Annotated in this window: 13 protein-coding genes; 9 read left to right on the top strand and 4 right to left on the bottom strand. The window is 49.6% G+C overall.

The features are described from left to right. The first annotated feature begins 18 nt into the window (after window positions 1–18). Window positions 19–420, top strand: coding sequence for a hypothetical protein (locus E6C60_RS16350; RefSeq protein ID WP_138226814.1), 402 nt, complete (start codon window positions 19–21; stop codon window positions 418–420). A 553-nt stretch (window positions 421–973) separates the two neighbouring features. Here the strand turns inward: E6C60_RS16350 and E6C60_RS16340 are convergent. Further along, on the bottom strand, window positions 974–1,207 hold the full coding sequence (locus tag E6C60_RS16340) for a hypothetical protein (RefSeq protein ID WP_217496345.1): 234 nt from the start codon (window positions 1,205–1,207) through the stop codon (window positions 974–976). A 291-nt stretch (window positions 1,208–1,498) separates the two neighbouring features. On the opposite strand from E6C60_RS16340, the gene E6C60_RS16335 reads away from it, so the two are divergent. The 7 genes from E6C60_RS16335 to E6C60_RS16305 all read left to right on the top strand — a co-directional run bounded on the left by E6C60_RS16335 (window position 1,499) and on the right by E6C60_RS16305 (window position 8,572). Beyond that, window positions 1,499–3,451 carry a sensor histidine kinase gene (locus E6C60_RS16335; protein WP_175415341.1) on the top strand — a complete coding sequence of 651 codons (1,953 nt, stop codon included), beginning with the start codon at window positions 1,499–1,501 and terminating at the stop codon, window positions 3,449–3,451. Next, on the top strand, window positions 3,448–4,434 hold the full coding sequence (locus E6C60_RS16330) for a response regulator (protein WP_138226812.1): 987 nt from the start codon (window positions 3,448–3,450) through the stop codon (window positions 4,432–4,434). Before E6C60_RS16335 ends, E6C60_RS16330 begins: the two co-directional genes overlap by 4 nt. Window positions 4,435–4,525: 91 nt before the next feature. Then, complete coding sequence (locus E6C60_RS16325; protein ID WP_138226811.1) at window positions 4,526–4,705, top strand: S-layer homology domain-containing protein; 180 nt, start codon at window positions 4,526–4,528, stop codon at window positions 4,703–4,705. 77 nt (window positions 4,706–4,782) lie between these two features. Beyond that, window positions 4,783–5,367: a DUF421 domain-containing protein gene (locus E6C60_RS16320; RefSeq protein ID WP_175415340.1), complete on the top strand. Its 585-nt coding sequence runs from the start codon at window positions 4,783–4,785 to the stop codon at window positions 5,365–5,367. 272 nt (window positions 5,368–5,639) lie between these two features. Then, entirely contained in the window at window positions 5,640–6,554 is a 915-nt protein-coding gene (locus E6C60_RS16315) for a methyl-accepting chemotaxis protein (protein WP_138226809.1), read from the top strand. Between the two features lie 212 nt (window positions 6,555–6,766). Next, on the top strand, window positions 6,767–7,789 hold the full coding sequence (locus E6C60_RS16310; protein ID WP_138226808.1) for an SGNH/GDSL hydrolase family protein: 1,023 nt from the start codon (window positions 6,767–6,769) through the stop codon (window positions 7,787–7,789). A 39-nt stretch (window positions 7,790–7,828) separates the two neighbouring features. Beyond that, entirely contained in the window at window positions 7,829–8,572 is a 744-nt protein-coding gene (locus E6C60_RS16305; protein ID WP_138226807.1) for a glycerophosphodiester phosphodiesterase, read from the top strand. 225 nt (window positions 8,573–8,797) lie between these two features. Here E6C60_RS16305 and E6C60_RS16300 read toward each other — a convergent pair whose 3' ends face one another. From E6C60_RS16300 to E6C60_RS16290, 3 genes are read right to left on the bottom strand one after another with little or no spacing between them, the layout of a single operon-like run. Continuing rightward, the gene (locus E6C60_RS16300; RefSeq protein WP_175415433.1) at window positions 8,798–9,709 is read right to left on the bottom strand and encodes a glycine betaine ABC transporter substrate-binding protein; all 912 of its coding nucleotides are present in this window, start codon (window positions 9,707–9,709) and stop codon (window positions 8,798–8,800) included. A gap of 14 nt (window positions 9,710–9,723) precedes the next feature. Beyond that, window positions 9,724–10,557 (bottom strand): ABC transporter permease, encoded by an 834-nt coding sequence (locus tag E6C60_RS16295; protein ID WP_138226805.1) that lies wholly within the window; start codon window positions 10,555–10,557, stop codon window positions 9,724–9,726. Then, window positions 10,550–11,752, bottom strand: a complete 1,203-nt coding sequence (locus tag E6C60_RS16290) for a quaternary amine ABC transporter ATP-binding protein (protein ID WP_138226804.1) — start codon at window positions 11,750–11,752, stop codon at window positions 10,550–10,552. Before E6C60_RS16290 ends, E6C60_RS16295 begins: the two co-directional genes overlap by 8 nt. Window positions 11,753–12,095: 343 nt before the next feature. Here E6C60_RS16290 and E6C60_RS16285 point away from each other — a divergent pair, with 343 nt between their 5' ends. After that, window positions 12,096–12,659, top strand: coding sequence for a GbsR/MarR family transcriptional regulator (locus E6C60_RS16285; RefSeq protein ID WP_138226803.1), 564 nt, complete (start codon window positions 12,096–12,098; stop codon window positions 12,657–12,659). The last annotated feature ends 39 nt before the right edge of the window (window positions 12,660–12,698 follow it).

The following is a 12,698-nucleotide window of genomic DNA, read 5'->3' as shown; positions in this document are numbered from 1 at the left end:
TCAAGGAGGAACAAAATTATGAAAACCGCCAAGATGAACTGGCGTCAGCTTCTAGCTTATATCGTTGGGGGACTATTCTTCCTGTTGTTCTGTCAAATGTTCTACCGGTGGCTTCAACGAGATACGCTTGGGGTTGTTGACGATTTTATCCGCTTGGCGATTCCGCTCGGAGTGGTCATGTCCGCTTTGACATGGGGAACCCAGCATCAGGGTTTCAGTCAAGACGACGAATTGGGCAAGACGATTCAATTGAAAAGCGCAAAAATTAGTTACTACGCCCTTCTAATCGCCTTGGTCATCCTTCTCGTCGTCGAGAAGTACGTGAATGGACAAGACAATGTTCCATTAAACCTCATCTTGTGCTTCGGTTTGGCTGTGTACCCCGTTGCCGAGTTTCTGATCTCTAGGAGATATAAATAAAGAGGTGAGCCCCATTTTACTAACTTTTGTAAAGTTTATTTTAATATTATGATTATCTGCCCTTAAGCCCAACCAACTTTACTAATCAGCCAAACATTCGGAACGAAGAATACACTAATATTCCGCTGGATTAGAGAGAATGAGTATGAGCGGTGCTGCATTTTCCATATACCTGGTGTTTTTGCGCCACCGGGTGGCATGATGTAAAACGGGGTATGAACCCCTGTGTGGCAAGGGTTTCTCCTCGGAGAAGCCCGGATTGCCCACATTTTGTCCATATTTTATAAAAGAAGACACCTTAGAGTGATGGAAATCGCTCCAAGGTGTCTTCTGTTTTTGATTATTAGGAGGGGTTCAAAATCTAGTTAGATACCGTTCCTAGTGATTCATTGCCGATGTGAGGAGAGAAACCAGTATCAAATTAGCTGTTAAGGCAGTTGCAATAATGAGCGCATCAGGAGTTTTTATTTTCCGTCCCTTGCTTCTCTGCTTGCTTTGCATGAATGCTGCTTTTCTTGAGACAGCGGAATCGACATGTAGGAGTGGTTGTGGGTCACTTTCCCCAGCCCTCCCGTGACTCCTGAATATGATCTAATAATTGTTGCGCTTCACCGGGCTTCAGGATTCCAGCCACACTTAAAATGTCATTGACGGAGTAATCATCAAAGTCCTCAATGGTTTCTGCTTCAAGGTCTATAACAAGTTTCTTGGTGGAAATATTGTTTTCAGATAAAAACTCCCTTAAGTCTTTTGCTATATGAGGATGGAGTTTGCGTACCATTGACATGGAGAACCACTCCTTTATAAAAATATATTGCTAAATCGTTTCGTTCTTGCGATCGTCATGGATCCTTATTTATAAACCATTATACCCGACAAAGTAGTGAGTGGATACGGCCGTGGCGCACAGAATGAGCTGTTATAATGGTGTTTGCCATCACTCTTCTTATTACTATGAAATAACACCATAATTGGGATAAAAAGAATGTTAGTCCCCGGAGAATTATGCTACCATGAAACGGACCGTGCGACTTCAAACGACAACATGTGACACGAAACAGGGTAGAGGGTGTGAAGGTTGAAACGTATCCGCATCACTTTTGTAACCGCAATCACTGTAACATTACTGGTTCTTATATATTATTACTCGCAGGCTTTGCAGATAACAACTCATGTTCAAAAGGGCACCCTGGATCTGGCTGAAACGAATTTCCTTCATGACGAGGTGATTGCGCTGGATGGGGAGTGGGAATTTTACTGGAATCAGTTTGTCGATCCGGAATCATTCACTGCACTCTCACAGCAAGCATCGTATATACAGGTGCCAGGCAACTGGCTCATGGATCTGGACGGCAATGAGCATATGGCCAAAGGCTTTGCTACTTACCGGGCGGTGATTCACAACATTCCTGACCATAAATATTTCGCCTTGAAAAAAGCAAATATCCGCAATGCCAGCCGGGTGTATGTCAACGGAGAACTGCTGCTGGAGGACGGCCGTGCCTCGATGACGCTCAAGAATAGCGTGGCGGGTAATTCCTCCACGGTTGTCTATTTTGAACTGGAGGAGCGAACGGCAGAGATCGTCATTCACGCAGCCAATCACGAGTATATTGTGGGCGGCATTGCCAAACCTATGCTGTTTGGAACGCAGGAGGGGCTTTCCCTGCTGCAGAACCGCAAGCTAATGTTCGAGTTCGCCATGATCTTAATTGTTATGGTGCTCGGCTTCTTGTACCTGCTCTTGTGGCTGGGGAACAAGCATTATCGCAAAAAAGAACCGGTCACGCTGCCGCTGGCGCTCAGTTGCCTGTTCTTCGGGATTATGAACGGGATTTACAGCGAGCGTATTTTTGCGCAATTTATCCCGGGAATGACTTTGGAGCATACCTTCCGGTTCGGGCATTTAATGAGTGCTTGCAGCGTCATCACGGTGTGGGTGGTGATCCATAAGGTCAACCCGGCCTTTCTGTCCCGCCGAAGCCTTTATCTCCTGCTGGTGTACTATGGCATTTTTATGCTGTTGGTGCTCATTGTGCCTGTTCAGATTTATACCGGTACCTTCACTTTTTATATCCTCACCACGGTGCTGCTGTTTTTTACGGCTTGGGTCAGAGTGGTCATTCAGTACGTCCGCAGCCGTTCCAGCAGTCCGGAGCACCGCACGCTTCTGATCTGTATCTGCAGTGTTTTTCTGTACTGGCTGGATATGATTCTGTTCAGTGTGGGTATCAAGTCAGATATGTTTATCTCCTTCCTGACGGTTTCCGTATACAGCATCGCCTTGGCTGCACTGCTGCTGGTCCGATATGCCAACTCGTATAAACGTAATGAGGAGCTGTCCATTCAGCTGATTCAGACGCATACTACGCTTGATCAGACAACCAAGGAGGCACAGCGCAACGAGCTGGCTTTTTTGCAGGCACAGATTAAACCGCATTTCTTGTTTAATACCTTGAGCAGTATTATCAGCTTGTGCTACACCAATGGCGAACGGGCGGGCCGGCTGCTGAGTGATCTGTCTAATTATTTGAAGCGCTCCTTTCAGGTGGATGTGAATACAGACTATGTTACGCTCAGGAACGAGCTGGATTGGATTAAAGTGTTTGTCGATATTGAAAAAGCCAGGTTCGAGGACCGGATTCAGGTTGATTTTGACGTCGATGAGGATCTAATGCACCTGCAGATCATTCCGCTCGTCATTGAACCGCTGGTGGAGAACGCCATTCGTCATGGGATTTTAAAAAATAAACACGGCGGCAAAGTGAAGCTGATCATTCAGAAGCGGGAAAATAGCATGTTTATCAGTGTGAAGGATAATGGCAAAGGCATGGCCGCCGAGCAGCTGGCTCCGATCCGGCAGGGTCACAAGGATCCAGCGGACCGAACAGGAAACGGCATCAGTCTGCTCAATGTGAACGCTCGTTTGAAGCAAATGTACGGCGTACAGCTGCAATTCAATACGAATGGTCAGGGAACCGAGGTTTATTTCTCCATTCCGCTACATCGAGAGCAGGAGGTGATGTCATGATTAAGGCGGTACTGGTCGATGATGAGCGGCTCGTCCTGGATCTGCTGAATAAGGTCATCCGAGAAGCGTCCGGAATCAGCATCATGGGCTCGTTTACAGATCCGGAGGAAGCGCTGATACAGATTCCGCAGCTGGATGCCGATGTGCTTTTTCTCGATGTGGATATGCCGGAGATGAGCGGACTGGAGCTGGCAGCCAGACTGATGGAGTCCCCGAATACGAAGGAGCTGTCCATTGTGTTCGTGACCGCTTACGAGCAGTATGCGATCCGGGCGTTTGAGCTGAACGCGATTCATTATATTTTGAAGCCGGTCGATGTACAGTCGGTGGATGAAATTGTGAGCCGGGTCTATAAGAAAAAAGGACTGGATGTTCCCAAGCTCCCTGACCAGGGAGAGCTTTATTTCTTTGGTAATCCGCATCTGCGGATAGAGGGGAGTCCATCAAGCTTTTTAACCCCGAAGATCGAAGAGCTGCTGGCACTGCTCGTGCTGCACCAGGATAAAGGAATTAGCAAATGGCGGATTATTGATGAGCTGTGGGAAGAGTCGTCCGTAGAGAAATCCCAGCAAAATTTACATACGATGATGTTCCGGTTGAAGCAGTCCCTGCGAAATGCAGGAATCCAGCTCCACATCCGAAGCAAAAATGGCATTTACACCGTGGATGCGAAAGACGTATATTGTGATTTTCGTGAGTTTGATCGACTGGCTGCCTGTAAGCAGCCGACCCGGCGTGAGACCATAGCCGCTTATGAGCAGGCCATCAGCCTGTATCAGGGGGATCTCTTGGATGGGAAGGACTATTTATGGTGCATCCCCATCCGGGAAAAATACTACCGCACCTTCGTAGAGCTTGTCGCGGCGGTGTTTCAGTATGCTACTGAGCAGGGCGAGGTCAGCAGGCTCAAGCAGCTGCGCCAGAGAGTCGAAGGGCTGCTGCTTGAGGAAGACCGAATGTGGTGGCCGTATAAAGCAAGGTAGTGTAACGGCTGCCGCTGAATCAAGTTCATATACAGCCGTACCCGAAAGCTACACGTGGGTACGGCTGTTTGGCGTTCCGTAAAGAGCCGGCTTGGAGCGAAGTGAAGGTACGCCGGCTTTTCACGATGTGGTGCACCACTGGGCCAGAAGTATCGTCGATGCTGTATTCCGGGCTGGCTTGATGCAGGGCGATCCGGACGGCTCGTTCAAGCCGGATCGCGCTTTGACCCGGGCGGAAGCGGCTGCCATTATCCACGGGCTGCTGGATTGAATCATGGAGCAGATTATGGGAATCCTATGCTAATCACAGCGCAAATCATAAGAATAATGAATTTAGGAGGCTTGCAGGTGATTACAGTAATCTGGAAAGCTTTTCTTCTGGCAACGGGCGGCATGCTATTGTTAAGGATAAGTGGTCGGAAGTCGGTTTCTCAAATGACCATTCCCCAGATCGGGATTTTGCTGACGATTGGTTCGGTATTAGGTTCTCAGGTTTCCGGCAAGGGATTGTCTGAATCATTGCTGGCAGTGGCTGTATTTTTAGCGACTCTGGTATTGGTGGAATGGGTCTCTGTTAAATCAAATAAAGCTGAGAATCTGTTGAAGAGCAGATCGGTTCCTGTCATTCAAGATGGCGAGCTGCTAACAGATAATATGAAACGGATGCGATTAACGGTTGATGATCTGGAAAAAAGGCTGAGGCTCTCCGGAATTTCAAGGGTGGAGGATGTCAAAACGGGGACGCTTGAGAACAACGGTGAACTGGGATATGAGTTAATGCCTCATGCAAAGCCGTTAACGCTGGGACAATTCCAACAATTCATAAGCGTAAACTACCCGAGCTTTCGCTTTGACGGGAACGAGGATGCACCCACTATATTTTCTGAAATGATCGAGCCAATCACCCATGAGGTGCCAGAGACCTTGCAATAAACTCAAACATTGCATGCCGTGAAATTTTTATGTGTAAAGCGGTCTTTGTCCCGATCTGCAGGGGATTAAGACCTTCTTACTATTCTATTAGCCTGAAAAGTCTCCCACCATTTACTAAGCTGCAGCTTGCTAATAGTCCTTTCCTAAATATCACATTGAACATGTCGAAAAATAACGATAAAAATGTTTCAATTTAGAGATATACAGGGTAATTGTAACTAGGACTAATGTTTCAACTAAGGTCTGAAATGTTGAGAGGGTGGATACATATTATGCTGCAGCAGCTGGAAGAGGTTAGAGTATCGGATCCTATGATTGTACATGCGCTGGAAAAGCACGTGGCGGTTATACGTTTCGACGCAAGTCGAAGAGTCACTTATGTCAATGATCTGTTTGCTTCAAGCGTCAAGTACCGCAAAGAGGATATGCTCGGTATGCATCATAAGCAATTTTGTCTGCCTCAGTTCAGCCTTAGTCCGGAATATGAGTTGTTTTGGCAGCGGCTATTCGAAGGCCGAAGCTTTCAGGACAAAATCGAGAGAAGAGACGCCCTCGGTCAATCCGTATGGCTGGAAGCGACCTATATGCCGATCATGGACGAGGATGCCCGCAAGGTCATCGGAATCCAGAAGATCGCAACCAATATTACAGAGCGTCAGAACCATATTTCCCTTGTAGTAGAGAATCTGCTCAAGATGGCTGAGGATTTAAGCGGCCGGTCGACGAAGGGCATCCATCGTAGTGCAGAGCTGATGAATCTGATTGATCAGATCGCTTCGGTCTCCGAGAATAATGCCTTGACGCTGGAGGGCCTGCATCGCCGTGCGGATGAAATCAAAGGCGTGGTGCAGACGATCCGCGATATTGCCAGCCAGACTCAGCTGCTGGCTCTGAATGCAGCGATTGAAGCCGCAAGAGCCGGAGAGCACGGACGCGGGTTCGATGTGGTGGCGAAGGAGGTTCGCAAGCTCTCGGTGAAGGTGGAGCAGTCCATCGGGGAAGTACGCAGCAACATCAACGGGATTACAAAGGAAGTCATCAAGATTTCCACAGGAGCGAGTCAGGTGCAATTCGACGTTCAGGAGAGCCAGCACATGATTAAAGCAGCGGTGGAGGATTTCAACGGCTTGTCTGTCTCATCTCAGCAGCTGGAAGATCACGCCCAGCGTTTCCAGCATATTATTTAAAGGGTATACTACGTTTCCAATCAACCAGCTTCATGCGTTCTTAGGGCTCGCATGAAGCTTTTTTTGTGCTCTATTTTCTACAAAAGAATACGTTTTCGAGAAAGGATCAACGGATTTTGTGTCGAATTTTAACATGATCGTAATTTCGGTAGAGCACGGGATGCCGACGACCAAAAATTCAGGCAGAAGGAAAGAGAGGTGCTTCATTTATTATGAAGCTGAAGGGGACAGAATTAGATTATCAAGGAGCGGTAAGTGTAGAAAGCACACCAGCGGGCGCAAAGCCATGGCGTATTCCGTACGAGCAGCAGGAGCTGTTCTTACCCAAGTCGCTGCTGCGTCAGACAGAGGTACCCGCAGGCGTTCGCATCACCTTCAAGAGTGACAGCCGTACGGCTGTGCTGCACGTAGAGGGCTCTGATGTTGAGCGGACCATCGACTGCGTGGTTGACGGCAAGCTGCATCAGTCGGTAGACATGACTCCCAATCAGGAGGTGTGCCGGTTTGATAACCTGCCGGAGAACTCCAGCCGCGTGGAGCTGTTTCTCCCACAGAAAAAAGGTCCGCTCATCGTACGTGAGCTGGAGCTCGATCACGGCGCATCTTACAGCCATATTGAGGACAACCGTCTGAGATGGATTAGCTATGGCAGCTCAATAACACAGTGCGAGGAAGCTTCAGGGCCGTCAAGAACGTGGCCGGCGCTGGTGGCGAACCATTTTGACTGGCACAGCACCAACCTGGGATACTCCGGAAATTGCCATTTGGAAATGATGGTGGCGCGCATGATTCGCGAGCTTCCGGCTGATCTCATTTCGATCTGTGCCGGCATTAATATTATGGGCGTATCGTCCATGAGTGAGCGTACCTTCCAGGCAGCGCTGATTGGCTTCGTACAGGTCGTTCGGGAGAAGCACCCGCACACTCCGATTATTCTTCAGTCCCCAATCTTTGCCGAGAAGGAAAGTCGGGAAACGCATCCCAACAAGGTAGATCTGACACTGCAGATCATGCGCACGATTGTTCGCGAGACCGTTGAGGTTATGCAAGGTCAGGGAGATAACAATCTGTACTACCTGGATGGCCTGGAGGTGTTCGGCGAGGAATGGAAGGACAGCTTCCCGGACAAGCTGCACCCGGATGCTGAGGGCTATGTGAATATGTCCAAGCAAATGATTCAGCTGATTGAGCAGCTGGGGCTGGGCACACAGCTGAAACCGACAGCAGTGATATAAACAGAGAACCTGAAAGCGTTACAGAAAGGAGCAGGAAGGATGTCCATACCTAACAAGCCGTTGATTTTTGCTCACCGGGGGGCTTCCGGAGAAGCTCCCGAGAATACGCTGGCTGCGTTCCGGCTGGGATTGGAGCAGGGCTGTACCGGCATTGAGCTGGATATTCATCTTAGCAAGGATAACAGCCTGGTCGTCATTCATGATGATTCCATTGACCGGACAACGAATGGCTCCGGCAAAGTGAATGATATGACTGTAGAGCAGCTGCAAACCTATGATGCGGGCTCGTGGTTTCATGAACGCTATGCCGGGGAGACCATTCCAACCCTTGCGCAGGTGCTTCATCTCGTTCCGCCGCAGGTCATGCTTAATGTGGAAATCAAGGGCAAGTATCACGGAGCTATTGAGCCTGCGCTGGTCAAGCTCTTGAGAGACTGTGACAGGCTGGATCAGGTGGTGATATCCTCTTTCGACTGGAAGAGCCTCCGGCTCATTCGGGAGCTGGAGCCGCGGATTGAAGTCGGCCTTCTGTACAGCTTGACGCTGGATCGCCATGAAGAGCTGCCTTTGGCGGCGGGCACGAAGGTCTTCTCCCTGCATCCCAATTACAGCCGGCTGGAGCTCAAGGATTTGAAGGGGCCGCAGAGTAAGGGCCTCAAGGTGTATGGCTGGACCATTAATGAAGAAGCGTCACTTGTAGAGGCAGCAGCGTCCGGCATAGACGGAATTATTACCGATTATCCGGGTCGCCTGAAGGCTCTGTTGGATCAGGCATCGTGGTAAAGTAAGGATGAAGAAGCTTGTCCCGGGCAGTCGGGGCAGGCTTCTTTTGTATATCTACCGGGCCTGCTGTTGTCATTGCCCTTCGGGCTGTTAACTACCCAATCACGTATCTCTCACCACAATCAAAAGAGGCCATCCCGCAAGATCCTGGATCTTGTGGGACAGCCTCTTTGTCATTATGCATTATGCATTATGCACTAAGAACACGTGAGAATCGAGTCATCTTTATTCGCCTTTGAGATCTTCAATGGAATTGGCTTCAACATAAGAAGGAACGACCAGTCCTGTCTTCACGCCTTCCATGCTCGGGCCGAGATCGACCACCTTGTCCTCAAACTCAGCCATGTAATCCGCATGAGTCAGCGGCAGCCATGCTGCAACAGTGGCATCCACGTCACCGTTTGCGACACCGGTCCACATTGGACCAGCCTCAACCTGCAATGCTGTTACTTCATAGCCAAGTCTGCTTTCCAAAATGTACTGCACAAGGTTCGTGCTCGCAATTTCAGAGTCCCAGGCTACATAGCTGAACTTGAATTCTTCGCCATCTACAGGCTGAATATCCTTTGTCCATTCATCGACGAGATCCGTGTTATTCTCCGCCCATTCCTTCGCAGCTTCGGCGGGATCCTGGCCTTCTTGAATCGCGGTCATGATTTCACCCATAGCATCGGAGGTCCACATGAAGTTGTCCAGGAACTGATACGCTTCTGGCTGGTCCTCTTCCAGTCCCAAACGAACGAGAGTGTGAATCTCTTCAGCTTCACCATAGATCTTTTTCGGATCCTCCAGATATTTCAGATCATATTTGGAGAACATCCAGTGTGGCGTCCAGCCGGTAATGATGACCGGCTCTTCGTCCTTGATTGCTTTATCGAGAGCTGCGGTCATGGCTGCACTGGAGCCTTCCACCAGCTTCCAATCGCTGAGCTCGTAGTCCTCGATTGCTTGTGCCGTTGCCTTCATGATCCCTGCGCCGGGATCAATACCGATAATTTCATAGTCGACCTGTTCTCCGATGGAAGCCGCTGCTTCTTCATTGCCGCCTTCACCGGTACCTGCTGTCCCTTCGTCACTTTGACTGCACGCCGACAGGAGAAGCATCGCGGACAAGCTGAGCATTAACAACCATTTCATGTTCTTTTTCAAAACTAAGCACCCCTTTTGTTGGTTTTAAATATATTTTGTGTAAAGCGGTCCAGCACAATCGCCAGGATGACGACAGCCAGGCCGGCTTCAAACCCTTTACCAATCTGAAGCTGAGTGACAGCACGGTACACTTCAGCACCAATTCCCTGCGCTCCGATCATGGACGCAATGACGACCATAGACAGAGACAGCATAATAGTTTGGTTCACGCCCGCCATGATGGTAGGCATCGCCAGTGGCAGCTGTACCTTGAACAGCTTCTGCCCCGAAGTTGAGCCGAATGCGTCTGCGGCTTCGGTCAGCTCTCCGGATACCTGCATGATACCAAGCCGCGTCAAGCGGATCGTAGGCGGAATCGCAAAGATGACAGAGGCGATCACCCCCGGTACCACACCGAGACTAAAGAAGGTGACGGCAGGCAGCAGGTATACAAAGGCCGGCATCGTCTGCATAAAGTCCAGCACCGGAATAATGATGCGGGAGGCACCTTTACTATAGGCCGCCCAAATTCCGATCGGCACACCCAGAAGGATAGAGATCAGTCCGGAGGTAAGCACCAGGCTAAGGGTGTCCATCGTTTCCGGCCAGTAGCCCAGATTGTCAATGATCAGGAAGCCGATGACCGTAAACAGCGTCAGCGGAACACGGCCCAGAATAAAGGCCAGAATACCGAGAATGGCGATAAACAAATACGGATGAGGCAGCATGAACAGATCGGTAAACGAGGTTACAATCCATTCAATGACCTCGGCGATGCCGTCGAACAGGCCGGACAAATATTCTCCCATCCAGTCCACGATGGCGTTGATCCAGTCGGCTAATGGAATCTTAGGCATGTCCATTCACCTCCCCGGTCTTGCTCTCGCCGGCCAGGGCGCCGAGTACCGCACCCCTGACAATGACGCCCAGCAGACGCTGCTTGTCATCAACGACCGCTACAGGCACCTTGGACAAGCTGGTCATTTCAAACAGCTCATTTAACAGCGTGTCAGGTCCGACAGCCGGACCGTCTTGAATGACGATGTCCTCCAGCTTGCGGTTGCTGCGCAGCGCTTCGGAAGCATCCTCTGCCGTGATTACGCCGAGCAGCTTCTTGGAGCGGTCGATGACGAACAGATTCGATACGCCGCGTTCCCGCATAAGTTCCAGTGCTACACGAGGACCCCGGTCCGGTGTGATCGTCTCCGGACGCCGCATGACATGAGAAGCGGTCAGCACCTTGGACAGATCCACGTCCTCGACGAAGCGCTCGACATAATCATTGGCCGGCTGGGTCAGAATTTCTTCCGGTGTGCCGATTTGCACCACAGCGCCATCCTTCATGAGGGCGATGCGATCTCCGATTCGGAGCGCTTCATCCAGATCATGTGTAATGAAGACGATGGTTTTCTTCATCTTATCCTGCAGCTCGATCAGCTCATCCTGCATATCGCGGCGGATCAGCGGATCCAGCGCACTAAAGGCTTCGTCCATAAGCAGAATCTCCGGATCGTTGGCCAAGGCGCGGGCAAGCCCGACACGCTGCTGCATGCCGCCGCTCAACTCACTGGGCAGCTTGTCCTCCCAGCCCTTCAAGCCGACAAGCTCCAGCGATTTCAGTGCAGCCTCGTGCCGCTTGCTTTTGTCCACCTTTTGAACTTCCAGTCCGTATTCCACATTCTCCACCACCGTCCGGTGAGGGAACAGGGCGAACTTCTGAAAGACCATACTGATGGATTTACGTCTCACATTGCGGAGATGCTCCTTGTTCATTTTTCGAAGATCCTTGCCGTGAATCAGAATTTCACCCGAGGTGGGCTCAATTAACCGATTCAGCAAACGCACCAGCGTCGATTTGCCGCTGCCCGAAAGGCCCATAATGACAAAGATTTCGCCTTCCTGTATATCGAAGCTGACTCGATTTACGCCGACGGTAATATTTTTTTCTTTAGCGATGCGTTCTTTGCTCCAGCCTTTTTGCAGGAGCGCAAGCCCTTGCTCGGGATGATTCCCGAACAGCTTGCTGACATCTTTTACTTGTAGAATAGCCAAGCATATTCCCCCTCTATCATGATCCAGCATTCATAATGAACCTTGAAATCGATTCTTGCGTCCTAGTCCGGTGAACCCATGTGCTGAATTATAACAACACAAAAGTTACAGTTGCAAACGTTAAATCCGTACATTAAGTTCATACAGTAAAAACTGTACAAAGTTATGCTCCCATATCCTCTTGGATGCTCCTAAATGCTCCCGCCAGGAGTTCTTTACAATTAAAAAAGCTTTACCTACAATAGAACAAGAATCTTTTGGAGCGATATGGATGCAATTTCATCACTAAAGGACACAATGAGAATAGAGAAGATGACGGTTAGCAATAAGAGGAGGCTCGAGCATGGGCTTGTACCCGCTGGATGAAGAACGGCAGGCTGCTGTAGATAAAATACGCAAGCGTGTTATTGAGAATATTGGAAGAAATATGGACTTATATGGAATTCCCGTTTCCACAGGCCATTTATATGGACTGCTGTTTTTTGCTGATAAGCCGATGAATCTGGACGAAATGGGCCAGGAGATGAAGATGAGCAAGACCAGCATGAGTACCGGAGTCCGAACGCTGCTGGATTACAAAATGGTGCATAAGGTATGGGAGAAGGGTTCGCGGAAGGATCTATATGAGGTGGAGTATGACTGGTATCAGACCTTCTTCGATTTCTTTGATATCAAGTGGCGCAAGTCGGTGGAGAGCAACATTCATATATTGAAAAAATCCGTGGACGAAATGAACCGGCTCATGAAAGACCATCATGAGGATGAGCTCCTGATTGCAGTTCTGCAGCAGGATGTATCCAGAATCAAGGAGGCCGTTGCCTACTACGAATGGCTGGACCGATTGATCGACACCTTTGTCAGCGGAGAGATTTTCAAGCTGGTTCCTAAAGAACCGCCAGGGGAGTAGAGAAGCGCGAAGGCGCTTGGAATGAAGAGGGAGAGGTGC

The organism is Paenibacillus algicola, assembly GCF_005577435.1.
Lineage (GTDB): Bacteria > Bacillota > Bacilli > Paenibacillales > Paenibacillaceae > Paenibacillus_AQ > Paenibacillus_AQ algicola.
The sequence above is the reverse complement of the archived record's forward strand: the minus strand, read 5'-3'. Positions and strand labels throughout refer to the sequence as shown.

What these genes read in the sequence shown, in the direction of transcription:
- E6C60_RS16350 (WP_138226814.1), top strand. Translation starts at nt 19, where the DNA reads ATGAAAACCGCCAAGATGAACTGGCGTCAGCTTCTAGCTTATATCGTT.
- E6C60_RS16340 (WP_217496345.1), bottom strand. Translation starts at nt 1,207, where the DNA reads ATGTCAATGGTACGCAAACTCCATCCTCATATAGCAAAAGACTTAAGG.
- E6C60_RS16330 (WP_138226812.1), top strand. Translation starts at nt 3,448, where the DNA reads ATGATTAAGGCGGTACTGGTCGATGATGAGCGGCTCGTCCTGGATCTG.
- E6C60_RS16315 (WP_138226809.1), top strand. Translation starts at nt 5,640, where the DNA reads ATGCTGCAGCAGCTGGAAGAGGTTAGAGTATCGGATCCTATGATTGTA.
- E6C60_RS16310 (WP_138226808.1), top strand. Translation starts at nt 6,767, where the DNA reads ATGAAGCTGAAGGGGACAGAATTAGATTATCAAGGAGCGGTAAGTGTA.
- E6C60_RS16305 (WP_138226807.1), top strand. Translation starts at nt 7,829, where the DNA reads ATGTCCATACCTAACAAGCCGTTGATTTTTGCTCACCGGGGGGCTTCC.
- E6C60_RS16300 (WP_175415433.1), bottom strand. Translation starts at nt 9,709, where the DNA reads ATGAAATGGTTGTTAATGCTCAGCTTGTCCGCGATGCTTCTCCTGTCG.
- E6C60_RS16295 (WP_138226805.1), bottom strand. Translation starts at nt 10,557, where the DNA reads ATGCCTAAGATTCCATTAGCCGACTGGATCAACGCCATCGTGGACTGG.
- E6C60_RS16285 (WP_138226803.1), top strand. Translation starts at nt 12,096, where the DNA reads ATGGGCTTGTACCCGCTGGATGAAGAACGGCAGGCTGCTGTAGATAAA.